Origin of the sequence: Psychromonas sp. KJ10-10, assembly GCF_047323245.1 — a bacterium.
In the GTDB taxonomy this organism is placed as follows: domain Bacteria; phylum Pseudomonadota; class Gammaproteobacteria; order Enterobacterales; family Psychromonadaceae; genus Psychromonas.
This window is the reverse complement of the sequence record NZ_CP178826.1, coordinates 3,084,308-3,110,695: the sequence shown is the minus strand read 5'-3', so window position 1 is coordinate 3,110,695 and position 26,388 is coordinate 3,084,308. Positions and strand designations below refer to the sequence as shown.

Annotated in this window: 24 protein-coding genes and 7 pseudogenes; 20 read left to right on the top strand and 11 right to left on the bottom strand. The window is 36.7% G+C overall.

The window, feature by feature from the left end; genetic code table 11:
* The first annotated feature begins 46 nt into the window (after positions 1–46).
* The 4 genes and pseudogenes from ACLKMH_RS17865 (at position 47) to ACLKMH_RS17850 (ending at position 4,296) form a co-directional block, all read left to right on the top strand.
* Positions 47–844 (top strand): hypothetical protein, encoded by a 798-nt coding sequence (locus ACLKMH_RS17865; RefSeq protein ID WP_413699333.1) that lies wholly within the window; start codon positions 47–49, stop codon positions 842–844.
* Between the two features lie 149 nt (positions 845–993).
* Positions 994–2,006: pseudogene (gene pyrD, locus ACLKMH_RS17860) on the top strand (quinone-dependent dihydroorotate dehydrogenase).
* A gap of 62 nt (positions 2,007–2,068) precedes the next feature.
* Positions 2,069–2,596, top strand: coding sequence for a cell division protein ZapC domain-containing protein (locus tag ACLKMH_RS17855; protein WP_413699332.1), 528 nt, complete (start codon positions 2,069–2,071; stop codon positions 2,594–2,596).
* Positions 2,597–2,909: 313 nt separating this feature from the next.
* Positions 2,910–4,296: pseudogene (locus ACLKMH_RS17850) on the top strand (sodium-dependent transporter).
* 80 nt (positions 4,297–4,376) lie between these two features.
* Here the strand turns inward: ACLKMH_RS17850 and ACLKMH_RS17845 are convergent.
* The gene (locus ACLKMH_RS17845) at positions 4,377–5,525 is read right to left on the bottom strand and encodes a methyltransferase (protein ID WP_413699331.1); all 1,149 of its coding nucleotides are present in this window, start codon (positions 5,523–5,525) and stop codon (positions 4,377–4,379) included.
* Between the two features lie 285 nt (positions 5,526–5,810).
* Here ACLKMH_RS17845 and ACLKMH_RS17840 point away from each other — a divergent pair, with 285 nt between their 5' ends.
* Positions 5,811–6,404, top strand: a complete 594-nt coding sequence (locus ACLKMH_RS17840) for a PhnA domain-containing protein (RefSeq protein WP_413699330.1) — start codon at positions 5,811–5,813, stop codon at positions 6,402–6,404.
* Between the two features lie 83 nt (positions 6,405–6,487).
* On the opposite strand, the pseudogene pyrC reads toward ACLKMH_RS17840, so the two are convergent.
* Positions 6,488–7,518 (bottom strand): annotated as a pseudogene (gene pyrC / locus ACLKMH_RS17835) (dihydroorotase).
* Positions 7,519–7,696: 178 nt separating this feature from the next.
* On the opposite strand from pyrC, the gene ACLKMH_RS17830 reads away from it, so the two are divergent.
* Positions 7,697–7,990 carry an HlyU family transcriptional regulator gene (locus tag ACLKMH_RS17830; RefSeq protein ID WP_413699329.1) on the top strand — a complete coding sequence of 98 codons (294 nt, stop codon included), beginning with the start codon at positions 7,697–7,699 and terminating at the stop codon, positions 7,988–7,990.
* A gap of 62 nt (positions 7,991–8,052) precedes the next feature.
* Here ACLKMH_RS17830 and ACLKMH_RS17825 read toward each other — a convergent pair whose 3' ends face one another.
* Genes ACLKMH_RS17825 through pdsR form a run of 4 tightly spaced genes read right to left on the bottom strand, consistent with a single transcriptional unit; the run spans position 8,053 to position 12,072 of the window.
* Positions 8,053–9,069: a coproporphyrinogen III oxidase gene (locus tag ACLKMH_RS17825; protein WP_413699328.1), complete on the bottom strand. Its 1,017-nt coding sequence runs from the start codon at positions 9,067–9,069 to the stop codon at positions 8,053–8,055.
* A 12-nt stretch (positions 9,070–9,081) separates the two neighbouring features.
* Positions 9,082–9,474 (bottom strand): ATP-binding protein, encoded by a 393-nt coding sequence (locus ACLKMH_RS17820; protein WP_413699327.1) that lies wholly within the window; start codon positions 9,472–9,474, stop codon positions 9,082–9,084.
* Positions 9,464–11,365: a proteobacterial dedicated sortase system histidine kinase gene (pdsS, locus tag ACLKMH_RS17815; protein WP_413699326.1), complete on the bottom strand. Its 1,902-nt coding sequence runs from the start codon at positions 11,363–11,365 to the stop codon at positions 9,464–9,466. Before pdsS ends, ACLKMH_RS17820 begins: the two co-directional genes overlap by 11 nt.
* Positions 11,365–12,072: a proteobacterial dedicated sortase system response regulator gene (gene pdsR / locus ACLKMH_RS17810; RefSeq protein ID WP_413699325.1), complete on the bottom strand. Its 708-nt coding sequence runs from the start codon at positions 12,070–12,072 to the stop codon at positions 11,365–11,367. Before pdsR ends, pdsS begins: the two co-directional genes overlap by 1 nt.
* A 188-nt stretch (positions 12,073–12,260) precedes the next feature.
* Here pdsR and ACLKMH_RS17805 point away from each other — a divergent pair, with 188 nt between their 5' ends.
* The 6 genes from ACLKMH_RS17805 to ACLKMH_RS17780 all read left to right on the top strand — a co-directional run bounded on the left by ACLKMH_RS17805 (position 12,261) and on the right by ACLKMH_RS17780 (position 17,466).
* Positions 12,261–13,301, top strand: coding sequence for an OmpA family protein (locus tag ACLKMH_RS17805; protein ID WP_413699324.1), 1,041 nt, complete (start codon positions 12,261–12,263; stop codon positions 13,299–13,301).
* Between the two features lie 205 nt (positions 13,302–13,506).
* Entirely contained in the window at positions 13,507–13,782 is a 276-nt protein-coding gene (locus tag ACLKMH_RS17800; protein WP_413699323.1) for a hypothetical protein, read from the top strand.
* Positions 13,783–13,884: 102 nt separating this feature from the next.
* Positions 13,885–15,036 (top strand): DUF711 family protein, encoded by a 1,152-nt coding sequence (locus ACLKMH_RS17795; protein ID WP_413699322.1) that lies wholly within the window; start codon positions 13,885–13,887, stop codon positions 15,034–15,036.
* A gap of 113 nt (positions 15,037–15,149) precedes the next feature.
* On the top strand, positions 15,150–16,187 hold the full coding sequence (locus ACLKMH_RS17790; protein WP_413699321.1) for a lactonase family protein: 1,038 nt from the start codon (positions 15,150–15,152) through the stop codon (positions 16,185–16,187).
* A 75-nt stretch (positions 16,188–16,262) separates the two neighbouring features.
* Complete coding sequence (locus ACLKMH_RS17785; protein WP_413699320.1) at positions 16,263–16,862, top strand: protein-disulfide isomerase; 600 nt, start codon at positions 16,263–16,265, stop codon at positions 16,860–16,862.
* Between the two features lie 43 nt (positions 16,863–16,905).
* Positions 16,906–17,466: a heme-binding beta-barrel domain-containing protein gene (locus ACLKMH_RS17780; RefSeq protein ID WP_413699319.1), complete on the top strand. Its 561-nt coding sequence runs from the start codon at positions 16,906–16,908 to the stop codon at positions 17,464–17,466.
* 49 nt (positions 17,467–17,515) lie between these two features.
* Here the strand turns inward: ACLKMH_RS17780 and ACLKMH_RS17775 are convergent, their stop codons facing one another.
* From ACLKMH_RS17775 to ACLKMH_RS17755, 5 genes and pseudogenes are all read right to left on the bottom strand, one after another.
* Positions 17,516–17,911 (bottom strand): DUF2069 domain-containing protein, encoded by a 396-nt coding sequence (locus ACLKMH_RS17775; RefSeq protein ID WP_413699318.1) that lies wholly within the window; start codon positions 17,909–17,911, stop codon positions 17,516–17,518.
* A gap of 5 nt (positions 17,912–17,916) precedes the next feature.
* Entirely contained in the window at positions 17,917–18,282 is a 366-nt protein-coding gene (arsC, locus tag ACLKMH_RS17770; protein WP_413699317.1) for an arsenate reductase (glutaredoxin), read from the bottom strand.
* 9 nt (positions 18,283–18,291) lie between these two features.
* Positions 18,292–18,732, bottom strand: coding sequence for a YcgN family cysteine cluster protein (locus tag ACLKMH_RS17765; protein WP_413699316.1), 441 nt, complete (start codon positions 18,730–18,732; stop codon positions 18,292–18,294).
* A 92-nt stretch (positions 18,733–18,824) separates the two neighbouring features.
* A pseudogene (locus tag ACLKMH_RS17760) lies at positions 18,825–19,790 on the bottom strand (lytic transglycosylase domain-containing protein).
* Positions 19,791–19,815: 25 nt separating this feature from the next.
* Complete coding sequence (locus tag ACLKMH_RS17755; RefSeq protein WP_413699315.1) at positions 19,816–20,115, bottom strand: YcgL domain-containing protein; 300 nt, start codon at positions 20,113–20,115, stop codon at positions 19,816–19,818.
* A gap of 126 nt (positions 20,116–20,241) precedes the next feature.
* On the opposite strand from ACLKMH_RS17755, the gene minC reads away from it, so the two are divergent.
* From minC to ACLKMH_RS17715, 8 genes and pseudogenes are all read left to right on the top strand, one after another.
* On the top strand, positions 20,242–20,958 hold the full coding sequence (gene minC, locus ACLKMH_RS17750; protein ID WP_413699314.1) for a septum site-determining protein MinC: 717 nt from the start codon (positions 20,242–20,244) through the stop codon (positions 20,956–20,958).
* A 32-nt stretch (positions 20,959–20,990) separates the two neighbouring features.
* The gene (minD, locus tag ACLKMH_RS17745; protein WP_413699313.1) at positions 20,991–21,803 is read left to right on the top strand and encodes a septum site-determining protein MinD; all 813 of its coding nucleotides are present in this window, start codon (positions 20,991–20,993) and stop codon (positions 21,801–21,803) included.
* A gap of 1 nt (position 21,804) precedes the next feature.
* A pseudogene (gene minE / locus ACLKMH_RS17740) lies at positions 21,805–22,072 on the top strand (cell division topological specificity factor MinE).
* A gap of 181 nt (positions 22,073–22,253) precedes the next feature.
* Positions 22,254–22,430, top strand: coding sequence for a hypothetical protein (locus tag ACLKMH_RS17735; protein WP_193755518.1), 177 nt, complete (start codon positions 22,254–22,256; stop codon positions 22,428–22,430).
* A 207-nt stretch (positions 22,431–22,637) separates the two neighbouring features.
* Positions 22,638–23,217 (top strand): annotated as a pseudogene (lpcA, locus tag ACLKMH_RS17730) (D-sedoheptulose 7-phosphate isomerase).
* An 11-nt stretch (positions 23,218–23,228) separates the two neighbouring features.
* On the top strand, positions 23,229–23,996 hold the full coding sequence (locus ACLKMH_RS17725; RefSeq protein WP_413699312.1) for a class II glutamine amidotransferase: 768 nt from the start codon (positions 23,229–23,231) through the stop codon (positions 23,994–23,996).
* A 9-nt stretch (positions 23,997–24,005) separates the two neighbouring features.
* A complete protein-coding gene (locus ACLKMH_RS17720; RefSeq protein WP_413699311.1) occupies positions 24,006–25,088 on the top strand; it encodes a DNA alkylation repair protein in 1,083 nt (360 codons plus the stop codon).
* 103 nt (positions 25,089–25,191) lie between these two features.
* Positions 25,192–26,386: pseudogene (locus tag ACLKMH_RS17715) on the top strand (DEAD/DEAH box helicase).
* The last annotated feature ends 2 nt before the right edge of the window (positions 26,387–26,388 follow it).

Genomic DNA, 26,388 nt, shown 5'->3' with positions numbered 1-26,388 from the left:
TCATTTTGTGGTTTAATAGAAGATTGTTCATTTTCTGGTGATTTCAATGTTGCGATTTTTTATTATTTTTTTACTTTCTAGCTCTCTCTCCTTTTCAATTTTTGCTTCCTCTGAGGCTCCCTTCAAAGTAGATTTAACCGCAGAACAAGCAAAACAATTGGCGCATTTAATTTGGGAAAATGAAGGCAAACAAAAGATAGAGCACTTAACCGCTTGGAATCGAGGTGAAGACTTTCCTTCCTTGGGCTTAGGTCATTTTATTTGGTATCCGACCATTGAAAAGGGGCCTTTTAAAGAACAGTTTCCTCAGTTATTAACTTTTATGAGTGAAAACGGTATTGAATTACCAGAGTGGTTAACCTCTGCACAGGTTGCTCCTTGGCAGTCTCGGGAAGAATTCTATAACGCATTTTATGATCCTCAACTTACCGAATTACGAGAATTGCTGAATGATAATTTAGCAATACAAGTACGTTTTATTGTGATTAGACTAGAAAAAGCGATTCCTATGATCCTAGCTAATAGCACTGAACAGGAAAGAGTTACTTTAACTAAGCACCTAAAGCGCCTTGCAACGCCAGAAGCCATTTTTACATTACTTGATTATGTTAATTTTAAAGGTGAAGGGGTTAATGAAAAAGAAACTTATCAAGGTCAAGGTTGGGGATTAAAGCAAGTATTATTAGCGATGCCAGAATACTATGAAAATCCGTTACGTAGTTTTGGGCTGGTCGCTGATGAAATGTTAACTCGCCGAGTTAAAAATGCGCCAAGAGATGAATTTCGTTGGCTAAAAGGCTGGCGTGCTCGCGTTCATGGATATCAAAAACTAAATATAAAATAATCACTTAAGTTGTTATCGTCTTTTCTTTATTTTACCTCATTGACTCTCGGAATTTATTTGCGCCATTAATAATGCATCTTGAGCTAATGGGGTGATGGCGGTACAATGAGCGCAATTATTATACCCCACTTATTTTAAAGGCCTTTATTATGTTATATCGCATCATGCGTAGTTTTTTATTCCTGTTCAACCCTGAAAAAGCACATGATTTATCAATAAAACAGCTAAAAATGACACACGGCACCATTTTAGATATGTTTTATCGTCAAAAGGTTCAGCAACGTCCAGTCGAAGTAATGGGGCTTACTTTTCCAAACTCTCTGGGTTTAGTCGCTGGTTTAGACAAAAATGGAGAATGTATCGATGCTTTTGGTGCGATGGGCTTTGGACATATTGAAATTGGTACAGTGACACCAGTAGGTCAACCTGGTAATGATGCGCCACGTTTATTTAGAGTATTAGAGTCTGAAGGCATCATTAACCGAATGGGATTCAATAACCAGGGGGTTGATAGTCTGATTAATAATGTTAAAGCAAGTAACTTTAAAGGGGTTATTGGTATTAATATCGGTAAGAATTTTTCTACGCCGGTTGAAGAGGGTAAAAATGATTACCTATTATGTCTCGATAAAGTTTATGCTCATGCGGGTTATGTCGCGGTTAATATTTCTTCTCCGAAACACGCCAGGATTACGTTCTTTACAATATGGCGAAGCTTTGGACGATCTACTTTCTTCATTAAAAGAGCGCCAAGCAGAGCTACATAAAAAACATGATAAATATGTTCCTATTGCGCTTAAAGTTGCACCTGATTTAACTGATGAAGAAATCGAGTCGATTGCAAATTCAGTACTAAAACATAAAATAGATGGATTGATTGCGACTAATACAACACTTGATCGAAGTATGATAAAGGGCATGTCACATGCCTCTGAAGCTGGTGGTTTAAGTGGGCGTCCTTTACAGAGTAAAAGTACTGTGGTGATTAAAAAGTTTGCTAATCACTTAAAAGGTGAAGTACCTATTATTGGTGTTGGTGGTATTGATAGTGTGACTGCTCGCTAAGGAGAAAATAGAAGCGGGAGCAAGTTTGGTACAAATTTACAGTGGTTTTATTTATCAAGGGCCACCATTAGTTAAATTAATCGTTAATAATATTTAAATATCTACTTAGGGTTTTAAGTAGTTACATTTTTAATTGCATAAAGGAGTTTCAGGGAAATCATGGGGTTTATTCCGCAATCGCATTGGCAGTGGGTTTTTGATAAACAAAGATCTCTATTAACATTACAAATGGGTGATTATCACATCGATATTATCTATAAAAGTAATATGCTGATTTTTCCTGAGAATAAAACGATTCCTTTTACCGTTGATGATGTTGCTCGATATACGCAATTGTTTGAAAGCGTTGCCTTGAGAGATTATGAAGATGAATTTGCCTGTAAAATTATTCTACATATACTTGCGATTGAATTATTCCATAAACCAATTATGCCCAAAAGTTGGTTGTTTACGGAAAGTGAACAACCAACAATTGCAGGTAAAAGGCCCGATGTTGAACCCATGATGCATGTTAGTTTAACTAGTAAAGATGGCCTTGAATCTGCCCATTATTTGGTCATTGAAGATGAACAACACTTTGCATTATGTATGTTAATTGATCACATTCATCAAGTTACTAAACGTAAAGCATTACCTCAGTTTCAAATAGTAAAAGTAACCCTAGATAAAATAAATTTAACTCATTAAAGTTATCTTTTCTTATTTAATTTTTCTATCAATGTTCTATACCCGTTACCATTCAAGATACAAAGTATTTGGATTGGTAACGGGTATATATCCCATTTTAGCTTGTTTATTATGCAAAAAATTGCTTCATCTTTTTGCATAATCATTCACTGCAGTTCTCATATATGAATATTAGAATTAATATTTTGTGTTTTTATGCAAGTTGTTAGCTTTTTTTATTGATTCTTTGGTAAAAAATTACACTTTTAAAGACTTGTATTCATATATCTATTTCACTATAAAGAGCTCTTTTTTTATAACGGAAAGGCTTTAAATGAATACTGAAACACATGTTTCCAATCGCTGGTCAAATAAATATGCTTATATCCTTGTCGCCACGGGTGCGACTGTTGGTTTAGGGAACCTATGGAAGTTTCCTTATATTATGGGAGAGAACGGTGGTGGTGCCTTTGTCTTAGTTTATTTGTTATGTATTCTTTTCATTGGTATTCCTATCATGATGGCTGAAGTGGCTATCGGTAAACGAGGACGTTCGACTCCTGCTAATCTGTCGCTATGGTTGCAACAGAATCAGATAGTTCATCTCACTGGTCGATTATCGGTTCGATGGGAGTATTAGCGGGTTACCTTATTTTAAGTTTCTATGTCGTTATTGCTGGTTGGGCTGTTGCTTATATGTTTTATGGTACGACTGGCGAATTTAGTGTCTACGCTGTCAGATCCTGCTAGCCAAGCAGAGACAATCGGTGCTTTATTTGGAAATTTAGTCACTAGTGTACCTAAGCTATTTATTTATACGACCTTGATTGTTGTTGCTGTGGTATACATTTTGTCCAAGGGTGTTAAAGATGGCCTTGAAACTGCTGTTACTTATCTAATGCCTGCTATGTTTGTACTACTAGTTGCAATTATGATTTATTCAGCCATTGTTGGCGATTTTGTCGCTGCCTTTGCTTTTATGTTTAATATCGATTTTTCGAAATTAACTATTGAAGGAGTTCTCGTGGCATTAGGGCATGCGTTCTTCACACTTAGTTTAGCATCGGGCATTATGATGGTTTACGGTGCATATTTACCAAAAGGTGTGTCTATCGCCAAAACTTCTATCCTGATTGCGATTGCAGATACGGTTGTGGCATTAATTGCCGGACTTGCTATCTACCCAATTGTTTTTGCACATGGTTTAGCACCTAGTGCAGGCCCTGGGCTTCTTTTTCAAGCATTGCCAATTGCCTTTGGTTCTATGCCGATGGGCGATGTAGTTGGGACGCTATTCTTTGTTATGGTTGTTTTTGTCGCCTTTACCTCTGCGATTGCATTACTAGAGTCGGTCATCGCCTATTTAGTAGAAAGACAAGGGTTTCGGACGTGCTAAGGTCGCCTTTGTTGCTGGATTAGGCATTTGGTTGCTGAGCATGCTAACTATCTTTTCTTTATCGGGTGAAAGCTGGACATTACTTACTTTTATGGGGGAAGGAAAAACAATCTTTGATGGCTTAGATTATTTAACAGCTAATATCTTCTTGCCTCTAGGTGGCTTACTGACGTCAGTTTTTGTTGGCTGGTTTATGAAAGAAAAGTTTGTCGAAGAAGAATTCAGTTTATCCGCAGGGCAGTTCAAATTGATCATGGTGTTATTACGTTATGTTGCACCTATTGCGATTTCTCTTGTGTTTATTAATGCAATTGGTTTATTTTAAAGAGTAATATCTGAATTTGATGCAATAAAAAAGCAACTCAGTGAGTTGCTTTTTTGTATTAGCTTTAAACTAGCTTAATTTTAATAACTTTTTATTGCACGTAAAATAACAAATTTTTTGTTTTCAGCAACAAGCTCACAGTTACCAAAAATACGCTCTAGTTTATCTTTATAATCTAAATGACGATTACCAACAATCACCAGCTCACCATTTTCTACTAATGCAAAACGTGCCTCATTAAACATGCTCCAAGCAATATGATCAGTAATCGCTTGCTGTTGATGGAAAGGCGGGTTACATAATACTAAATCGTAACTTTCACCTTTAAAGCCAAGTAGGCCATTATTGACAACAAAACGTGCATTTTCACTTCTTTCTTCTTCAAAGTTTTTAATGACATTAATGCGAGCAGAATCGACGGCCATAAAGGACTCATCAATGAAGGTCACCTGTGCATTAGGATAAGTTTGCATTGCTGTCATACCTACAACGCCATTACCACAACCTAAGTCGACCACTTTTTCAAAGTCACCTTCAGGTAAATTATCCATTAAATAACGACCACCAATATCAAGGTGATTACGAGAGAATACATTAGCGTGATTATGAATTTTCCAACCTTGCTTTTCAATTTCCCAGGTGGTTGCAATTTCATTCTCTGGGAGTGTTTGGCTTTCAACCAGACTGAAAATAAGACGAGATTTCTTTTTCGCAAGTGATGTTTTAGTGCTACCAATATACTTTTCAAAAATATCTAAGGTAGAGTTATGGATCATGTTTACTTTACCGGTCGCAACAACGATAGTATCAGCTGAAATCACTTCACGTAATTGTTGTAATAAATACTCTAGGTATGCATTTGTTTTAGGTACTTTGATCAGAACCACTTTGACATTTTCAGGAAAAGTTTGTAAACAATCTTGAATTAGGAAATTCTCTTCATTGCAATTATTACGTTGCATATTCAATTTGATTGAACTTAAAGAAAGGTAAGAATCAGTGATTGTAGTGCGTTTTAACTGCTGGAAAAAACAACTTAAGGCACCAAAACTATCATTAATAATCAGTAATTGTCCTTCTTCACCTAATTGGTTTTGTAATTCATTTTCAGTGAAGTGATTGATCAAATACTCATCAGCAGAATCCCATGCCTGTAGTGTCTCTTTTTTATGTCTCGGATGACGGTGCAGGACTAGATTTTGGTCTGCAATTGTTAATAGTTCATTCATTAAATTTGCCTAAATTAAGGTGATTACTTTTAAAAAGAGGTATTTTAACGTGCTTAACCTTATATAGATAAGTATTTTTATGTTTATTACTTATGTATCGTTCCTAAACTAAAAATAGTTAATAAATTCAACCATTAGGTGGTGTTTTAATTTTAATTTGAAACCTTTGCTTAAGCTTCTATTAAGTCCTAGTTAAATCTTAGCCTGTCATTTTGCCTTTTTTTAGCGACAAAGAAGCGCATAATATTGCCACTTTTTACCCCTCAATTTATTAAGGTTTTAAATATGCCCATTTTAACGGCTCTGAAAGAGCGTAATAATTCAGCCTGTGAGCTGTGTGGTTCGACGGATGAACTATCAATATTCGAAGTTCCGCCTGTTAAAGAGCCTAATTCAGACAAATCTGTATTAGTATGTGCAACATGTGAATCGCAACTCAATAAAGAAACACCAATGGATAATAACCATTGGCGTTGTTTGAATGACAGTATGTGGAGTCAAGTACCCGCTGTACAAGTCACCGCGTTTCGTTTGTTAACACGTTTATCATCAACGGAAGGTTGGGCGCAGGATTTATTAGACATGTTTTACATGGAAGATGAAACTAAAGCCTGGGCTGACTATGGTGTTGCGACTGATAATATCGAAGAAGTTCCACCAACGCGCGATTCTAACGGCACAATACTAGTCGCGGGTGATAACGTGACCCTAATTAAAGATTTAGAAGTTAAAGGAGCTGGTTTTACCGCTAAGCGTGGTACGCCTGTACGTAATATTTCAATTTTAGATAACCCTGAGCAAATCGAAGGGCGTGTTGAAGGTGTTCGTATTGTATTATTGACTTGTTACCTTAAAAAGATGCCTCTTTTTGAAGACTAATATTTCATAAGTGAATGTTTTCACTATTAATCTTAGTTAATCGCGTTAGAGATTGTTCCTAACGCGATTATTTTTTTGTAGAATTAAAGCACTTTCCAAGTAATTGCTTCTCCGCCTTTAATCGGCACCACTTTATTACTACCAAAACTCAATGTTTCTGGTACATCCCATGATGTTTTATGAAGTTCAATTGTATCGCTGTTACGTGGTAGATTGTAAAAATCAGGGCCATTGAAACTAGCAAAAGCTTCTAATTTATCTAACGCGTCTTCAGCTTCAAATACTTCTGCATATAACTCTAGCGCGGCAAAAGCTGTATAAGACCCCGCACAGCCACAGGCTGATTCTTTGCTTTGTTTGGTATGTGGTGCAGAATCTGTTCCTAAAAAGAATTTCTTAGATCCACTCGTCGCGACTTTTACAAGCGCTTGTTGATGAATATTGCGTTTTAGAATAGGCAAACAATAAAAGTGCGGTTTAATACCACCCACTAACATATGGTTACGGTTATACATCAAGTGATGCGCTGTAATGGTTGCCGCAACATTAGGGCCAGTTGCGCTAACAAAGTCAGCGACATTTTTAGTAGTGATATGTTCCAGTACAATTTTAAGATTTGGATACTGTTCAACAAGTGGTGTGAGAACTGTCTTTAAAAATTGCTCTTCACGGTCAAAAATATCAATATCATGAGTTGTTACTTCACCATGTACCAGTAATAACATGCCAACTTCCTGCATTGCTATTAAAGCTTCTTTGATGTTGTCAGTCGAAGTAACACCTGAGTCTGAGTTTGTTGTTGCGCCTGCTGGGTATAGTTTTGCGGCGTAAACAAGACCTGATGCCTTTGCTTTTCTGATTTCATCGGCACTGGTATTGTCAGTTAGATATAACACCATTAATGGTTTAAAGGTTGCTTTTGGAGCAATACCGCCATAATGCGTTGTTGATAAGCCTGCGCTAATTCGGTGGTGGTAACCGGAGGAACAAGGTTAGGCATAATAATCGCTCTGCCCATATAACGGCTTGTATCACGCACCGTATCGTTTAAAACATCGCCATCACGAAGATGTACATGCCAGTCATCAGGGCGGGTGATCGTTAGTTTAGTCATTTGACAGTCTCCTTTAAATTTGCGGCTATGTTACAACTTTTTACATCTTATTTCACTGTTTTAACCTAAGCATTTATTGCATATTTTGTTTTGCCGATTAGTTCTAGAAAGATAACAATAACAACAATATTTATGATATGTTTTGAAACTATTTTATTAACTTATTAAAAGGGATGTTATGGGATTTTTTGCAAAAGTAGCAGGCATGTTTGGTTCTGGAGAAAAGTCTGAGCCAAGTTATCCAAGTGAAGAGTACAAAGGGCTTATAATTACGCCTAAACCACTACCCGATCAAGGCCAATATCGTATCGTCGCGGTGATTGAAAAACCTACTACAGAAAGTGAAGAGGCGAAACAACATCAGTTTATTCGTTCTGATACCGTCGCTAGTGCAGACAGTGCTGTGGAATTAACCATGTTAAAGTGTAAAACCCTGATTGATCAAATGGGCGATAAGATTTTTGATAAATAAGTTTTGTATTTACTAAAACAAAGCCCCTTACCTTTAATGAAAGGGCTTTGTTATTTTCCTTTTTAGTTACTTTTCTTTAAAGGATGTATTTTGTAATAGCTACGCATTGCGCCAGTGATAAGTATTTTGATGTCGTCGGTTATTTCACATATTTGTATATCACTATCTTTATCAGCGTTAGGTAAAACAGATACGATTGCTTGTACCAGTTCATTAAATGGATGCGCTGTTTTATCTATCCAGCTAGTTAATAATGATTGGTTGATAAAACGCGACAATGAAGCCAAGGTGCCAAGATCATTTTGATCATGAATTAATAATCCTGCGGTTGTGCCTTTATCGAGTGTTAATACTTGATATAAGTAGAGCGTATGATAATCAAGTTGTTGCTGTTTTTCAGCGATGCTGATGGTTTGATTAGTTGCCTTTTGCTGGCTGACCTTTTCAGAAAATATCGCGATATAAGTATCAATAACCGCAAACAAGAAGTCTTCACAAAAAACTAGTCCAGAAACATTTTCCGGATTAAATCCCTCTAGATAAAAATGGCTCACACCACGGTGTGTTTGTAATGCGAGAATATGAAAGTATTTATCTCCTGCTTCTTTTGCATGCTTAAAATATTTCCCTGACACATTTTTTAATGTCTGGTTAAATATTTCAGTATCTTGCTGAGACTCAATAGCAGGGTTGAGATCTGCCATCACCCGCCAATAACTTTTTCCATTTCTTAATTCAGTCCAACTGACATGAATATGTACTGAAGGCGCGAGAGGGGAAACAGGGTGAATAATTGTAGATAATGCCGTAGCTGATACAAAGGCTTTCTCTGGCATATCTTCATATTGAATTTGCGATACGTTTACGGATGCTTGATTAAATAAGCTGTTTATAGGTGCTTCATAACGTACACCGCCTCCGTGAATACCATTATCTCGTAACCATTGCTTTGCTGTGAATTGTTCCGCTAAACTGTTTTTTTGGCAAACTAAACTGAGTTGTTTAACAAAATATTTCTGTGCCTTAGTAAGCATATTAAGCGCGCTAATGGCTTTTTCTGATGTTGCTGGTTTTCTCATTTTTTGTCTCAGTTAGATTAGTGGAAAGCGCAGGGTGACGCTTACCCCATTCTTTTCTTTGTTATTGGTGATTGCAATGCTAGCCTGGTGAAAATCACAAATTAATTTGGCAATAAATAACCCTAAGCCAAGGTGAGTGTGTTCTGCATTTTGTATCGGCTGTTTGTGTTCGCGTACTGATACCATAGAATTAAGTAATTCTTCACTCATTGCATTAGGTAATAAAGGGCCTTTATTATGAATTCCAATAACTGCTTCATTTTCCTGTTGTCTTAAGGTCACCTCAATCGGCTCATTTTTAAGATTAAACTCCATGGCATTATTTATTAGCTTATCTAAGCATTGCACAATAAAGTCAGGATCTGCATTTATAGTTAGTTTATTTTGTTGTAATTCAGGAGACATTTTTAAAACAAAGTGCTTGCTCAGGATAAGTCATCTGGTAGCCCTGTACACAATTTGTTAGTAAACCTTGCAATGCTAAAGAAATTTTTTCTCCCGATTGCAAGCTTTGCTCTAATCGAGTTGCTTCACTCATGCTGGTTAAAATGCGATTTAAGCGCAAAATACCGGTTTTAGCGCGTGTTATATACTTTTTGCTTTCTTCATCCTGTTGTAATAACGCAAGATTATCTAAGGAACTACGGACAACTGCAACTGGCGTACTTAATTCGTGAGAAAGGCGAGAGGGTAACTTTTCTAAATATCGATGATAGTCGCCAAGGCGTTTGACCATTTCTGACAAGCTACGTGAAAGGTAACCTATCTCATCTTTAGAAGAGGATGGAATGAAAGGTAATGCAATTCTCCCTTGTTCATCAATTGCTTTTTCGGCTTGATGACTTAGTTTCGAAATCCGTGAGGCAATATTAGCGGTGAAGAAAAACAATAGTAGGGTTGCAATGACTATTACTGCAATAAGTACATTAAAAAGTGTTTCTAATGCTTGATTGCGTAAGGCACGAATGCCATTAGTGGTTTCTTCTGCCACCACAATACCCATCACTTTATCACCAATAAAAATCGGGCTAGCGACGGAAAGTATCATGGCTTTGTTATCTGATGTTTGACGCCAATGAGATTGAGACTCTCCTGTTAATGCCTGTTTTATAAATTCACTGTTAAGTTGTGTTGACCCTTCAAGTTCATCAATAAAGTCATTATTAGGTGCCGGGAATAACAACCGATAAAGCGGCGATAATATTTTTAATTGTAAGGATTTCCAAAGTGTCACCGCTTTTGTATCTTGTTTGTCTTTTTCTGTAATCTGAATATTTTTAGGCCAAACACCAGAGGCCTGATGAATATCACCTGCACTGGCAAGTACACGCTGATGTCTATCCACGACCCAAAGGCGAGATTGAGTATGACTTAATCCCTTTAAGATTTTATCTATTTCAGGGGAAGGAACTAATACTGTGCCTAATTGTTGCAGGTTTTCAGTGCTTGATGTCGCGATGATATTATTTATTTCGCCGGTGTTATTATTAGAAGTGGTATGTAATGCAAGTCCAAGCTTGTCTCCTAACATGTCGATAGGAAAACGAAACTCAATATTGTAGCCTTCAGCAGTTGTACGCCAATAACCTTGAATACGTTTTTCTCTTTCTGGTGCACTTGCTGTTTCAGCGCCGAGGAATTTCGGCAATTCAGCGATAAAATCTTTGCTTTCTTGCCAAAGGCTCTGTGTTTCATTTTGCTTTAAATCATTTTTATCATTAAGTTGGTAAGCATTAAACCATCCCGCCTGTTCAATAGAAATAATATAACGCTGTAGTTTATTTTGAGGTGTGCTAATAGCAATTATCAGATGGTCATTTCGGTTCAAAAAGCGACTGTCAGTGGCTTTAAATACAGGGTGTTTGTCAGTTACTTGCAGGTATCCATAAAGATATTTTCCCTGAGTACCTAACATATGTCGGAATGATATTGGATTGGTGGTGTTTTTATTCAGCTGGAAAACCGTCTGTTGTTGCCCATAAACAATACTTTTATCGAATTCATTTTGCCAATCATCAAGTTGCCCATCAATTCGTAATGGGGAAGTAATGTCATAGGCGTATAAATCTTTCCCATCTTGTATTTCATTTAAGGCACTAGCCTGAGCATTAAATAGAGTTGCGCGCTCGTGTAATGCTGTTGCTACTGCTCGTGTCGTACCCATTAAGGTTTGCTCTTGCCCCTGACGTAAAAACTTTTCCATTTCAAGAATATATTGATATCCCAACCAGGGGAGGATCAAAAAGAAACTTGCCAGTAAAATAACCTTAGTGCGTAAACCACCTAAAAACTTCATTAATCTGACTTCTCTATTGCAGTGATATCCCAACGATAGCCCATGCCATAAACGGCATTAATTTCATTAAAGGTGGGATCTATTTTAATAAATTTTTTGCGAATACGTTTAACATGAGACGTGATGGTATTGTCATCCACTACCATATTTGCATCACTCATTAATTGTTGACGATTGCGCACTATGCCCGCTCGATTAGCTAATGCATAAACAATCCAGAACTCTGTAATAGTAAAATCTAGTGTGTTTGTCTGCCACGATATTTGCATTCTATCGCTATCAATAATCAATTCCCCACGGGTAATAATATTGCTTTGTTGTACTGGTTTTTGTAACACATCAATGCGGCGAAATAGGGCACTAATACGAACCATTAAATGCTCTAAGCCGATATCTTTTGTTAAGTAATCGTCAGCCCCTAAACGCAAACCGGAAATGGTATCAAAGTCGTTATCACGCGCGGTTAAAAATATGATAGGTACACTAGCAGAAAGTTGACGTAGGCTTTGGCAAAGTAAAAATCCACCGTCATATTCATTTCCTAAACCAATATCAATCAGCGCTAAATCAGGTAAACGACATTCAAAGGCTTTAAGAGCATCAACTCGATTACTATAAGCTTCCACTTTATAGCCGTGCTTAGTGATTAAATCGATGTAATTCTCACGAATATCTTTTTCGTCTTCAACGATAGCAATACGTTTCATTGATTATCCTCTTACTTTATCTGGGTAGCAGTATAACGGAAAATAAGCGCGGAAATAGTCAATCAATCACATTGCCATTTTTTGAACATAATTGATCAGCGATTAGCCATTTTTTCACCCTAAAAAAAACACAACAGCTTGTTTTAATGAACAGGTCAAAAACAACAGGTGATTTATAAGGAATTAAAATGAAAAACATGAGCTCGTTTAAAAAATCAGTTTTAAGTATCGTATTTATGTCAGCAGTGACTGGTAGTTTTATTTCTTGGGATAAATACCAACCCAGAAACAAAACTCAAAGCTTAGTTGAATTTTATGAAAATAGAGATTTAATTAATCACTTTGCCTTTCTGGAAACTATTGATTATAGCAAAAACAATACAGTCATAACGGAAGAAGAAAAGCGCTTAATAGAAGCTGAATTAATGGCGCAAAGCTTAGCAGAAAATATCTATGCAAGAGAAGCTGATGACATGTACTTACACAATAATATACAAGAAATTAGCACTACTTCGCCTGCCCCCTCTATGACTGATATAACCGTAAATGAGGTTGAACATGATTTGTCAACTGAGGCATTAATTGTGAAGGAAAACCTAAATGACAAGTTACCTTCAAAGGAAGAAATTTCAGAGCAGGTTTTGTTTGCCTTTGATTCCAGTGAAGTGGCTGATAAGTACTTACCCTTATTAAACAAAACAGCGCATATCATGCAGAATGAAAATGCAGATGATTCTAAAATTTGGCAAGTAGTGGGCTATGCTGATCTCACAGGTAATAATATTTATAATGATAAATTAGCGTATAAACGCGCTCAATCAGTCACTGAATATCTAGTTAATAAAGGTGTGCAGGAAGACAAACTCATTATTGTTTCTTTAGGGGAAAGTCAGTCTAAGCAATCATTACAAAATGAACAGAATAAACGCTTAGCCCGTCGAGTTGAAATTCACGAATATGACGATTTAGTGGCATCATTATCAGAACAATTTAAAGATCAGGTTAAATCTGAGATGGTTAATATTAAAAAATATGCGTCATCACAATTAAAAACAGAACAAACGGCTCATCAAATAGTTTCACAGGAATCTAATGAAGTAAGTGTAAATGAACAGCAAGAATTACTGGCTTCAGGTATCGATAAATCTATAACTCAGCCTAAAACTGAACATAAATTCGAATTTTCACAACAACCAAAACATAACATGGCAACTGTTATGAAGCTCTGAACCGCGATTAAGTCACTAGCCTAATGTTATGTTAGTGGCTTAAATACCTTCAAAACTAGAGTTTTTAAGTCTTGTAATTAAATATGACTAAATGATCATGATCAAGCTTGTGTTGAGCTCTGTCCTTTAATTCTTTACTCATAATTAATCGCCTGTAACAATATTCGTACTGACTAACGAAGAAATTATATTAAAAGTATTTTTTATGAATAAAAAACCAGATCGGCAAACAGCAATGTCGAACATCATTACACTTGTTCGCGAAGATTTTCCTTTTTATGCTCCCGAAAGTCAGATTTGTGGTGATACCTGTGTGGGTTGTCCTAAAAAGCTACTTGAGTTGGCTGAAACTGAGGTCATAGAGTGGGAGCATAAATTACAAATAGGGGAAGTCCCCAATTTTACTGAAATTGATAGATTTGCTAAACTGTGCCGCAACATTCGTCGTAGTTTGGTCAGAAATGGCGTTATAGACCATTAAAAGGATATTCAGTGAACTTTCATGATAAAACACTTTGTAAATTACGTACTATTACAACCTTTCTTGTACTCACAAAAAATAAAGAACAATGGCAGAGTGAAATTGAAAAAGCATCTCAATTTTGTCTCGTCCCTAGCAAATCGATTTGCACAACAAGGTTATCAAGTGCAATCAATTCGAATTGTCACCAATCCTTTTGCTGAATATATCGATACCACTAATTTACAAAGTGCCAGTGACGATCTTAGTTTTATTCGATGCTTATTAAATGAAATAAAGTCAGATGGCTTACGGATTAGGTTTGCTATAGGTGAGGCTAAAAATAGCCATGAAATTGCTTTGTTACCTGAGCTCATTAAAGAATTTGGGGATTTATGTAATGCCTGTGTTAATGTGCCGATTGATGAATTTACGTTATTAGACAAGCGTTTGATTGAGGATTCGGTAAAAGCCATTCAGGAAATTGCCAATATCACTGAGCGTGGTGAAGGTAACTTTAACTTTACTGTTAACTTTAATTGCCAACCTCTGATCCCTTATTTCCCAGCAAGTTATCATAATAGTGAACTTGGTAATCAATATGTTATTGGTTTTGAAACGCCGGACCTATTAGTAAAAGTACTCAGAGATTTTAATCAGGAAAATACTTCCTTTTCGGATCAAGAAAAATTAAAACAACAACAAATTTTGATGTCGCAGGCCTTACAATATCATGCATCACAGGTTGCCGATATTATCAAAGAATTTGATCAAACTGAAAATCATAACCGCTTTAAGTTTGCTGGTATAGACAGCTCAGTCGCACCATCAAAGGATTGTGCAAGTATGGTTGATGTCTATCAACAATTAGGCGTACCATATTTTGGCGCAGCGGGAACAGTAGAAGCATCTGCTTTATTAACGCGTGTATTTAAATCTGTTTCTGCCTTACCGCTGGTGGGTTTTTCTGGGTTAATGCTTGCTGTAACAGAAGATAGAGGGCTCGCAGAGGGGACAATTAATGGGCAATATGATATTCGTTCATTACTCACCTATAGTGCCGTATGTGGAATAGGTTTAGACACTGTGCCTATCCCTGGTGATACACCTGCCGATAAAATAGCCAGCTTGATGGCAGACACTGGTACCATGGCTTTTAGGCTAAATAAACCCTTAACGGTACGTTTATTCCCTGTACCTGGGCTACAGGCTGGAGAATTGACTCAATTCGAAAGTGATGATTTGTGCAATTGTGCAGTATTGGCTGTACCTTAGTGTATTTGCGCTTTGATAACTGTCTTAAAGCCCCTTTATGATACAATTGAAACTGTCTATTAAACATATAAGTTATTCACAATGTCTCATCACTGAGACAGAGATAGGAATCAATGAATAAAGAAATTTTATATCTTGGGTGTTATACACCTGAGGGAAATGTAGGTATTAAAGTTGTCGAATTTGATGTTATTACAGGCCAATTAAAAGAAATAGCCAGTGTCGCCGATTTACCTGATACCAGTTTCTTGGCTGTTAGCAAAGATAAAAACTATTTGTTAGCTGTGAGTGAATGCGCTGGCGAAGGGCAATTAGGTTGCTTCGATATCAGTAAACCCAAATTGCCTATTTTCATCAACAAACAAAGTTCAATGGGGTATTCCCCTTGTCATATCAGTTTAAATGCTAAAAAGGCTTTTATAAGTAATTACAGTTCTGGTTCGGTGGGGGCTTTTTCCTTGTCAGGTCATACATTGTCACCAGCCTATGCTCATGTTCAACACCAAGGACAAAGTAGCAACCTAGAACGCCAAGAAAGTGCCCATGCTCACGCAAGTAAATTGAGTATTGATGGACGTTTTTTAGTGGTTGCAGATTTAGGCATCGATGCATTAAAAGTATATCAAGTGACTGAACAACAATTGGATTTAGTCTTTACGGCCACTATGCCTGCTGGTTCAGGTCCCAGACACCTTACTTTTGGCCCCAAAGGAGATAGGTTATACCTAGGAAATGAACTTAGTAATGAGGTATCTGTATTTGAGTTTGATGTGCAACAAGGTAGTTTACGTTTACTACAAACACTAAGTAGTTTACCCAATGAGTTCAATGGAGAAAGCTTAATTGCAGAGGTGGCGTTAAGTCAAGATGGTAAATTTCTTTATGTCAGTAATCGTGGACATGATAGTATTTGTGTTTTTGAGGTGGAGCCTTTTTCTGGTGATCTTAAGGTTATTGCATTTACAAATACGGGAGGTAAAACACCTCGTCATTTTGCACTTTCACCAAACCAACAGTGGTTATTAGTTGCACATCAAGATAGCAATTATTTACAGGTTTTCAAACGAGACATCAATTCGGGTTTACTCATACAAACAAGCAATAAGCTAGAAGTTAAACATGCCGTCTGTGTATGTTTTTATTCACTTTAAATCATTTAATTTAAGAAAAACGACATTGTTTTTAGGCAATCTACTGTCTATTAATATTTTTAAAAGGTTATTTATATGCACCCTGAACTATATTTTATCTATGACTCTCACTGTCCCTGGAGTTATGTTGCTACACCATTAGTAAATGCTATAAGAGAAAGTTTCCCAGAAATGGAAATACATATTTGGCATTGTGCGCATTATGATGGTAGAGATTGTGCTGGCTTTTCACAAATAAAAGAAGCTGAAAAACAAGGTTTACAGAAATTTGGACAAGAACATATTCGTTATGCGGACAGTCCTAAAAATGCCATTGTAGCCGCTAATTTTATGGCTTGGTTGCAAGAGAAACAAACAGATAAAGCCTTACCTGTTTTAAATGCTTTGCAAAAAGAGCATTTTGTTGAGGGAAACCCTTTTGGTTGTAAGAATGATTTTGCCCATATTATTTCAGAGTTTAAATTATCTCCCCCTAAAAAAATATTTAAAGATACTTTGAGTAATGAAGCATTATATCAGCAATCAGATGTGCAAGAATTACAAGAGTTTATGCAAACAACCGCTTTTCCAGCGTTGCTATTGACCAATGGTGATAGTGCAATATTGCTTGAGCATGCTGGTTATCTTAAATCGCCACAGAATTTAGTTAAAGAAGTTCGAAAGCTCATCGAATAATATTCTTTACAAGGTACAACTTTTTATTTTACAAGGTGCAACAATGAACACAATTGATGAAACAAACTATGGTCCACTGACTCACTTAATTGGCCATTGGGAGGGCAATAAAGGTGAGGATATCGCGCCTGAGCCAGATGGAACTGAGATTAATAGTTATTATGAAAATATTGTGTTTAAAGGCATTGGCGAAACAGAAAATGCGGAGTCCCAAGTATTAAGCGTTGTATTTTATTCTCAAGAAGTGAGAAGAAATACTACCGGGAAACTAATACACCATGAAACGGGCTATTGGTTATGGGAGCAGGGGAGTGATACTGTGATGCACTCATTAACTATTCCTCGAGGAATGTGTGTACTTGCCTCTGGCCCCTTTGAAAGCACTGAAAAAAAATCAGTATTAAATGTAAGTGCCACAATAGAAGAGCAGGATTGGCAAATTATTCAAAGTCCATTTATGACAAAAAATGCAAAAATGAAATCTTATGTACAACAGGTTAGAGTAACTGAAAGCTCGCTTATTTATTCGCAAACTATGTTATTGGATATCTATGGAAAAGAGTTTGACCATATTGACAATAGCAAGCTAACAAGAAAAGCATAAAAACTAGAGTTTCCTCGAACATCCCTTAAAAGAGATGTTCGGAGGGCATTTATTTTTCTTTCTTTTTGCGAATACTCAGGCCGAGTTCTTGACCACGGTATTTAGCGAAATAAATATTACCCATTAAGAAAAAGCTTGCGAATAACAATTCACAAACTGCTAAGCTTAACTCGATGTTAGTCCCGTTTAAATAAGCAGTATAAATAACCACAATGGCGTGCATCATATATAGTAATGCTAAAAAACCACACCAAGCAAAAGTGTACGGGTTTCCTTGAATAATACCTTTTAAAGGGAATAAAAGAGGAATAAACCAAATGCTGAAAATTAACCAAGGGCTTAAATTAAGCGCTGGTGGCGATAACCATAGGTGCCAGATCGGTATCAAGCTTAACAGCAAAAAATAACTGATCCGAGCTACTAATTTATAGTGTTCAGTTTTCATCACGCTTAAAGTATGCTTAAAACAGATTCTGGTGGACGACCAATTTTAGCTTTGCCGTTAGCCAGTACAATAGGGCGTTCGATAAGCTTTGGATTATCTAACATAGCTTGCAACAAAACCGCTTCATCAGTTTCTTCTTTTAATACTAACTCTTTATAAATAGCTTCACCGGTTCGCATTAATTGACGTGCCGAAGTAAAGCCTAATAAGGTGATGATTTCTTTTAATTCAGCTAACGTTGGTGGTGTTTGTAAATAGTTAACAATATCCAGATTGCTAGTTGTATTTTCACGAATAAATTCTTCAAGTAACGCCATTGTTTGACGGCTTTTAGAACAGCGTGAATTGTGAAAAATAGTAATGTCTGTCATGGAGTTTCCTTATTCTGCTGGCCAAATGGCAATGTAGTCTTCTAGGTTTTCTGGGTTTATAGCGGTTTCTGAGATAATTTTACCTCGAATAGAAAAGCCACCTTTATGCATCGCAGATTTACTACCCGTTAATAATGGGTGCCATTCTGGTAGTGGTTTGTCTTCAATTAATAAACGATAAGCACAGCTTTTTGGTAACCAGTGGAATTGGTCGATATCATCGAGAGATACTTTGACGCAATCCTTTACAATTTTGAAACGTTGATCGTATTTACGGCACTGGCATGTTTTAGTGTGTAAAAGATGACAAGCAACATTTGTAAAATGTAATTCCTCGGTATCATCATCAATAATTTTATTAAGGCAACACTTACCACAGCCATCACAAAGTGATTCCCACTCTGTTTGATTCATCTGTGCTAATGTCTTTTCTTCCCAAAAATGGCTCATTTATTTCTACTTATTTGTATTTCTAATATTGGTATCTATTTGACTTATTTAAAAGGAATTATTTTATCAAATAGACTGTCATTACAACGTGCTTATGGTGCTGTGACACGCGGATATCGAATGCGTTCAGAAAGATAGCTCACTGCCGTTGCAAAGTAATAAGAACGATTCCAGTGCATTAGTACTTGGTAATTATTATAGGCCAGATAAACGCGTCCAGAGGCATCATCAGGGATAATAATAGAGGCATTCATATCAACCTTTGGTAAGGCACTACCGTCGAAACGTCGCACACCAAGGTCCTGCCATTCCTGTAAGGTTTTCTTCTTTTTGATGCCTGCCAATTCAACGTCAAAATCATCAGGAATTAATACTTGTCTCCCCAGGTTTCACTGTTGTCCCAACCCTCTGTTTTAAGATAGTTAGCGGCAGAGGCAAATACATCGGCGTAATTGTTCCAAATATCTTTTTTGCCATCACCATCATGATCCACTGCATAATTTAAATAGGATGTTGGCATAAATTGAACTTGACCCATAGCGCCAGCCCATGAACCAATAAATTTATCCTGTTCAATATGGCCTTGCTCAAGGATAGTTAATGCTTGCAAAAAGTTGTCTTTTAAATAGTGTTTCGCGACGACCTTCGTAGGCCATAGTTGCAAGTGATGAAATAATATAATGACGACCTGTTAAGCGACCAAAATTAGTTTCTATGCCCCATAAAGCAACAATAAAACGAGGCTGAACACCATATTTTTTACCGACTTCCTGTAAAAGGTAATAGTGTTTCTTATAGGCTTCTCGTGCCTGTTTAATTTTCCAATCGGGCACTGCGCGAGGAATATAAGTATCAAGTGTTAACTTAAATTCAGGCTGGGCTTTATCTGCTTTTACACTACGCTGTAAAAATTCGACCTTTTCAAAGGCTTTATTTACAACCTCTTCGTTGATGCCTTTTTCAATAGCTTCAACTTTTAGAGCGCTAACATATTGCTCAAAAGGCATTTTTTCTGGTTCTGCTGTTGTTGATTCTGCACTGGTTGTCATGGATAACATGAGCAACGAAGAAACAGTTAAAATTTTAGTCAGTTTCATTAAATACCTCTAATTGTTTTTTTCGCCAAGCCTTATGCTCTTCTAAGTAGTCAACGGGTGGAGGTGGAAGTTGCAAATAAAAGCCATTTTTTTGTATTGCTTCAATCACTGTATTAGCATCAGTCGCTGCCAGTTTGCTATCTGGTTTAATGTTTAACAGACTAACCAGTTGAGGTGGACCAAATTGCGTTAATAATGCATCAGGCACAGGTTCAAAGTCATCTCTTTTTGCAATAAAAAGATAAGTTTGTGATTTTCGAATACTTTTATATACAGCACATAACATAATACTATTGTAACCCTTTACTTGCCTATTAAGAGCGCAGACTATAACATGCAATCTGCTTTAATTTTTATACAAATTGACTGAATTTTAAATCAAAAAGTATTTTTTACACGAGATAGAGGTGTTATGACATTAAAATCGTTGAATTTCTCATTATTGGTTATAACCATTGAAAGTGAAGATCTGTCTATTTTAGCCGATGAGTTAAACAAGAAACGCATAATGGCACCAGATTTTTTTCAACATGCCCCTGTGGTCGTTAACGTTGAAAATCAGGCATTAAATTTAGACTTCTCTCAAATACAAAAAGTAGTTTTAGAACATAATTTTATATTAGCAGGTGTGTCAGGGGATTTATCTGAGGCACAAAAAAATAACCTCCAATCTCAACAAATTGCTATTTTAAGAAGTTCTAAAAGACAAGTTAAGAAAGCGACTGCCGTTAAAGATACTCCAGTAGAAACAGAGTCACCAGAAGTTAAAACGGAAAGCGCAACGTTTATTGCCAATGAAGCAAAAACAAAAATTTACAAAGGTCGAGTAAGATCAGGCCAACAAATTTATGCAAAAGAATGTGATTTGGTCATTAATGGTGATGTTAGTGCCGGTGCAGAAGTGATAGCAGATGGCAATATCCATATTTATGGTGCGTTGCGTGGTCGTGCTTTAGCTGGTGCAATGGGTGACCAAAGTGCTTCTGTCTTTTGCCAGTTACTTGCGCCTGAATTAGTATCAATTGCGGGCGTATATAAATTAAGTGATGCTTTGCCAGGAGATTATATTGGCAAGAGCAGTATTGTTTCATTAGAAAATGAACAACTCGTATTAGATAATTTGAATTAATCTCAATAGATAAGTAAACATAAGGGTATATCATGGCAAAAGTAATTGTTGTCACATCAGGAAAAGGCGGTGTTGGTAAAACAACGAGTAGTGCTGCAATTGGCACCGGGCTGGCAATTTCAGGCGCGAAAACGGTGGTAATCGATTTTGATATCGGTTTACGTAACCTTGACCTCATCATGGGATGTGAGCGTCGAGTGGTTTATGATTTAATCAATGTCATTAATGGCGAAGCAAATTTACAGCAAGCCTTAGTGAAGGATAAACGCACCCCACAACTATATATTTTACCCGCTTCACAAACACGAAATAAAGACGCACTGACAAAAGAAGGTGTGGATAAAGTGATCAATGATCTGAAGGCTGATGGTTTTGAGTATATTATATGTGACTCACCTGCAGGTATTGAACAGGGAGCGATGATGGCACTGTATTTTGCTGATGAAGCCATTGTAACAACTAACCCTGAAGTGTCTTCTGTACGAGATTCTGATAGAATTACGGGGATGTTATCAAGTAAATCACTTCGTTCCGAGAAACAGTTAGATCCTGTTAAAGTGCATTTATTGATTACACGTTACAGCCCTGAACGTGTTGAACGAGAAGAAATGCTCAGTATTGATGATATTGATGATCTATTAGGAATTGACCTACTTGGTGTTATTCCAGAATCACAGGATGTGTTATCAGCTTCAAACTTAGGTGAACCTGTGATCTTAAATCAAGATTGTAACGCGGGTAAAGCATATCAAGATGCAGTGGATCGTTTACTAGGTCATGAACGTGAATTTCGTTTTGTTAAATTTGAAAAGAAAGGCTTTTTGAGCCGTTTATTTGGAGCTTAGTATGGGACTTCTACAATATTTTAGAAAAGAGAAACCTAAAAAAGGAACGGCAAAACTAGCAAAAGATCGTCTGCAGATCATTGTCGCTCATGAACACTCAAGTGCAAGCAAGTCCTTCATACCTTCCTGAATTGCAAAAAGAAATTGTTGCGGTTATTCGTAAGTATATGGATATTTCATCACAGGATGTTAAATGTGAATTTTCTGATAAAGATGATGATGATATGTCTGTTCTTGAAGTAAATGTAGCCTTACCAAAAAATAAATAGGTTACATTGTCTTTGATTGTGTGATTGGCGTTAATGCTTGTTGACGCCAGCTTGTTTGTTTTTAAAGCAATTGATTTTAAATTAAAAAGTCTGTTAGCCACTGGCTTGTCTTGTCTTTTGGGTTTGTATATAATGCCATTAATTGATTTAAATCAATTTAACTAACCAAAGGAATAATAATATGAACGTTGATCAACATATCAAAGTAGCACAATGGCATTTAGAACAAGCTCGTTTACACGCAACAAGTGATCACGCTTGTGGTTGTCCACCAAATGCACATGACCAAAAAGCAATTGATGCAATTGAAGCTGGTCAAGTTAAAGAAGAGCTAACTTGTACACTTGATAAAGCGTAATTAAGTCCTCAATTATTGCGCAATAATTTAATGATAGTGCAATCATTAGTGCAGTATTAATAAGCAGAGTATTTACCATTAAAGTAAACTCTGCTTTTTTATTTCTCATTTCCTGTAATTTTATAACTTCGCTCAACTCTCCAGCTAGTAACTCGATAACAACTATGTAAAAATAGGCCGCCTCATTTCGTGAATTTAGGACGGTATATGACCAACATTAATATTATCAAAGACGAGTTATTAGAAGCTGAAAAAGTATTACAGGCTTTCTTTACTGATCAGAACAATTTGCGACGAAATTGAAGATGTCGCCACTATGCTTTCTGATGCTTTCAAACAGGAAGGAAAAGTACTCGCCTGTGGTAATGGTGGTTCGCATTGTGATGCAATGCATTTTGCTGAAGAATTAACTGGGCGTTATCGTGAACATCGTCCATCTTACCCCGCGATTGCAATCTCAGATCCAAGTCATATTTCCTGTGTGGGTAACGATTATGGATACGATTATATTTTTGCTCGATATCTTGAAGGTGTCGGTCGCCGTGGCGATGTACTTTTTTGCCTTTCAACAAGCGGAAACTCGACGAATATATTAAAAGCAATTGAAGTAGCAAAAGAGAAGGGCATTAAAATTATTGCGTTAACAGGTAAAGACGGCGGTAAAATGGCTGGACTCGCAGATATTGAGATACGTGTTCCTCATTTTGGTTATGCCGATCGTATTCAAGAAATACATATTAAAATCATTCATATTTTGATTTTATTAATTGAAAAGAAAATGGCATAGGGTAAGTATCGATGTGTGAGTTGTTAGGCATGAGTGCCAATGTTCCAACGGATATCTGTTTTAGTTTTAGTGGTTTAATAAAGCGAGGGGGAGAAACTGGCCCTCATAAAGATGGTTGGGGTATTACTTTTTATGAAGGAAAAGGTTGCCGTAGTTTTAAAGATCCTAAACCTAGCTGTCAATCACGCGTAGCAAAATTGGTTAAAGATTATCCAATAAAAAGTACAGCTGTGATCAGTCATATTCGACAAGCAAATCGAGGTGGCGTATCACTTGAAAATACACATCCTTTTACCCGTGAATTATGGGGACAAAATTGGACTTACGCACACAATGGTCAGTTAACTGGTTATGAGAAATTAGCCTTAGGTCGAGCGACGCCCGTCGGGCAAACTGACAGTGAACGTGCTTTTTGTTGGATTATTAATAAATTACAACAAGATTACCAATCTGAACCCACTGATATGCTAACTGTTTTTAAAGAAATCGCCAGTTATGCAGATGAATTACGCCAACTCGGTGTTTTTAATATGTTACTCAGTAATGGGCAATATGTGATGGCCTACTGTACTAATAATTTACACTGGATAACGCGCCGAGCTCCCTTCGGAAAAGCTCAATTGATCGATGAAGAATTAACGGTTAATTTTTCAGAAGAAACGTCAGATAGTGATATTGTAACTGTCATTGCAACTCGCCCGCTCACCAGTGATGAACAATGGAATAAAATGCAACCCGGTGAGTTTTGTGTATTCCATTTTGGTGAACGTATTTTATAGGGAAATAATGTGGCTGAATTACTTAAAGATGTTTATAGCAAAGATTTTATTGATTCAGTTGCCTCACATTTTCAAGATGCTTATCCGTCCTTTGATAAACAACTCTTCATTGATACCTTATTTGATGAGCATTGGGAGAGGCGCGAACTTAAATCTCGTCTCACCTTTATTAGTCAAACTTTATATACCTTATTACCTCAAAATTTTAAGCAAAGCACTTCGATTTTGCACCAAGTAGCACCTTTTTACAGTGGTTATGAAGCTATGTTTTTCCCTGCTTTCATAGAATATTTTGGTATTAATGAACTAGCCACTTCAATTGAAAGCCTTGCTTTTTTAACCCAATATTCTACTTCTGAATTTGCGGTTAGGCCCTTTATAGAAAAATACCCTGAAGTAATGATGGCGCAAATGCTTGAGTGGACGAAGTCAGATAATTTTCATGTTCGTCGTTTAGCAAGCGAAGGTTGTCGTCCTAGATTACCCTGGGCAACGGCCTTGCCTGAGTTTAAAAAAGACCCCACAAAAATAATACCGATCCTTGATGCACTTAAAGATGATCCAGAGGATTATGTTTATCGAAGTGTGGCGAATAACCTTAATGATATCAGTAAAGATCATCCTGACTTAGTCATCAAAATTGCGCAATCCTGGATGCAAGGTAAACCAAGTAAAAGTCGTATGTGGTTGGTAAAACATGCCTGTCGAGGTTTGCTAAAAAGTGCTCATCCAAGTGCATTAACTTTATTTGGTTTTGCTGATCCTGTTCATATTGGTGTAAAGGATTTTAAATTAGATAAAACAGTGTTTTTGGGAGAGAAACTTAATTTTTCTTTTGTTTTAAATTCAAAACAAAATTTAGGGTTATGTCGCTGTGAGTTTATTATTAGTTTTATGAAAAAAAATGGGCAACAAGCAGATAAAATTTTTAAAATATCAGAGGCTGATATTAAAGGTTGCAATAAAACTTTCACTAAAGCATTTAGTTTTAAGCCTATTTCTACACGTAAATACTATTCTGGAGAACATCAACTTACGTTAGTCGTAAACGGGAAAAAGTTAGCTAGCCAAACATTTACTTTATTGAATTAGTACAAAGGAAATAAAGCTAACAATCTCGCTATATTTTGTTCCTTAACGGATAAAGAGTATACTCTCGGGCTGATATCACTTTATAACTACACAGAGATTAAAAATGCCATTTTCTAAACTTGGGTTAAGCGCGCCTATTTTACAAGCCATTGCTGAGCAAGGTTACCAAAAACCTACCGCCATCCAAGAAAAAGCGATTCCTATTATCTGCAAAGGCAAAGACATTATTGCGTACTGCAGAAACGGGCACAGGTAAAACAGCAAGCTTTGTTTTACCCATTTTACAGCATTTACAAGATGCCACAGAAGTGCGTGCAAAACGAATAAGAGCACTTATTTTAACGCCAACACGTGAGCTTGCTATCCAAGTTGAAGCAAATGTTAAAGCTTATTCGAAACATTTAAATCTGACTTCGTTGGCCATGTATGGTGGTGTTGATGATGAGCCTCAAAAAGTCGCTTTAATTTTGGGCGTTGATATATTAGTAGCAACACCAGGGCGTTTACTTGATATGTACACTCAACGCGCCATTCATTTTGATGAAGTAGAAATTTTGGTACTCGATGAAGCTGACAGAATGCTTGATATGGGATTTATTGCTGACATTAACAAGATAGTTGAACGCTTACCTGAGCAACGTCAAAACTTATTGTTTTCAGCAACCATTTCCAAACAAGTTAGGTTCTTAGCAAAGACAATTCTGGAAAACGCCTCTGAAATCAGCATTAATGCTAAGAGTGATAAACCTAAAATTAACCAATGGTTGATTCCAGTTGATAAAGATAAAAAATCTGCGCTATTAAGCCAATTAATACAGCAACATCAATGGCCACAGGCATTAATTTTTATCGAGACTAAACGAGGTGTCGCAAAATTAGTCAGTCAGCTTGAAAAGCGTGGTATTCAGGCTGAAGCATTTCACAGTGGCAGAAGTCAGGCGGTTAGAGAGCAATTATTAGAAGATTTTAAAAATGGTAAATTACAATATTTGATATCTACGGGCGTTGCAGCTCGTGGTATTGATATCGATAATTTATATTTGGTTTTAAACTATGATTTACCGGATCAAGCGGATGATTATGTGCACCGTATTGGGCGTACGGGACGAGCTGGTGCAAATGGCGAAGCGATCTCTTTTGTCTCGCGTGATGACTTTAGAAGCCTTTGTTATATTGAGAAAAAATTAGGTGAAGTGATCACTCGTAAAAATGTTGAAGGGTTTGAGCCTAAGGCTGAAATTCCTAAATCAGATCTTAATTGGAAGCCTAAAAATCCTCAAAGAAAACCAAGAAGATAAAA

Bases quoted from the DNA above. Each gene is read 5' to 3' on its own strand.
- ACLKMH_RS17845 (WP_413699331.1), bottom strand. From the start codon at position 5,525: ATGAATGAACTATTAACAATTGCAGACCAAAATCTAGTCCTGCACCGT.
- ACLKMH_RS17780 (WP_413699319.1), top strand. From the start codon at position 16,906: ATGAACACAATTGATGAAACAAACTATGGTCCACTGACTCACTTAATT.
- ACLKMH_RS17805 (WP_413699324.1), top strand. From the start codon at position 12,261: ATGAAAAACATGAGCTCGTTTAAAAAATCAGTTTTAAGTATCGTATTT.
- pdsR (WP_413699325.1), bottom strand. From the start codon at position 12,072: ATGAAACGTATTGCTATCGTTGAAGACGAAAAAGATATTCGTGAGAAT.
- ACLKMH_RS17725 (WP_413699312.1), top strand. From the start codon at position 23,229: ATGTGTGAGTTGTTAGGCATGAGTGCCAATGTTCCAACGGATATCTGT.
- arsC (WP_413699317.1), bottom strand. From the start codon at position 18,282: ATGACAGACATTACTATTTTTCACAATTCACGCTGTTCTAAAAGCCGT.
- ACLKMH_RS17755 (WP_413699315.1), bottom strand. From the start codon at position 20,115: ATGTTATGTGCTGTATATAAAAGTATTCGAAAATCACAAACTTATCTT.
- minC (WP_413699314.1), top strand. From the start codon at position 20,242: ATGACATTAAAATCGTTGAATTTCTCATTATTGGTTATAACCATTGAA.
- ACLKMH_RS17840 (WP_413699330.1), top strand. From the start codon at position 5,811: ATGCCCATTTTAACGGCTCTGAAAGAGCGTAATAATTCAGCCTGTGAG.
- ACLKMH_RS17825 (WP_413699328.1), bottom strand. From the start codon at position 9,069: ATGAGAAAACCAGCAACATCAGAAAAAGCCATTAGCGCGCTTAATATG.
- ACLKMH_RS17775 (WP_413699318.1), bottom strand. From the start codon at position 17,911: ATGAAAACTGAACACTATAAATTAGTAGCTCGGATCAGTTATTTTTTG.
- ACLKMH_RS17865 (WP_413699333.1), top strand. From the start codon at position 47: ATGTTGCGATTTTTTATTATTTTTTTACTTTCTAGCTCTCTCTCCTTT.
- ACLKMH_RS17800 (WP_413699323.1), top strand. From the start codon at position 13,507: ATGAATAAAAAACCAGATCGGCAAACAGCAATGTCGAACATCATTACA.
- ACLKMH_RS17855 (WP_413699332.1), top strand. From the start codon at position 2,069: ATGGGGTTTATTCCGCAATCGCATTGGCAGTGGGTTTTTGATAAACAA.
- ACLKMH_RS17830 (WP_413699329.1), top strand. From the start codon at position 7,697: ATGGGATTTTTTGCAAAAGTAGCAGGCATGTTTGGTTCTGGAGAAAAG.
- ACLKMH_RS17820 (WP_413699327.1), bottom strand. From the start codon at position 9,474: ATGTCTCCTGAATTACAACAAAATAAACTAACTATAAATGCAGATCCT.
- ACLKMH_RS17785 (WP_413699320.1), top strand. From the start codon at position 16,263: ATGCACCCTGAACTATATTTTATCTATGACTCTCACTGTCCCTGGAGT.
- ACLKMH_RS17790 (WP_413699321.1), top strand. From the start codon at position 15,150: ATGAATAAAGAAATTTTATATCTTGGGTGTTATACACCTGAGGGAAAT.
- ACLKMH_RS17735 (WP_193755518.1), top strand. From the start codon at position 22,254: ATGAACGTTGATCAACATATCAAAGTAGCACAATGGCATTTAGAACAA.
- ACLKMH_RS17765 (WP_413699316.1), bottom strand. From the start codon at position 18,732: ATGAGCCATTTTTGGGAAGAAAAGACATTAGCACAGATGAATCAAACA.
- minD (WP_413699313.1), top strand. From the start codon at position 20,991: ATGGCAAAAGTAATTGTTGTCACATCAGGAAAAGGCGGTGTTGGTAAA.
- pdsS (WP_413699326.1), bottom strand. From the start codon at position 11,365: ATGAAGTTTTTAGGTGGTTTACGCACTAAGGTTATTTTACTGGCAAGT.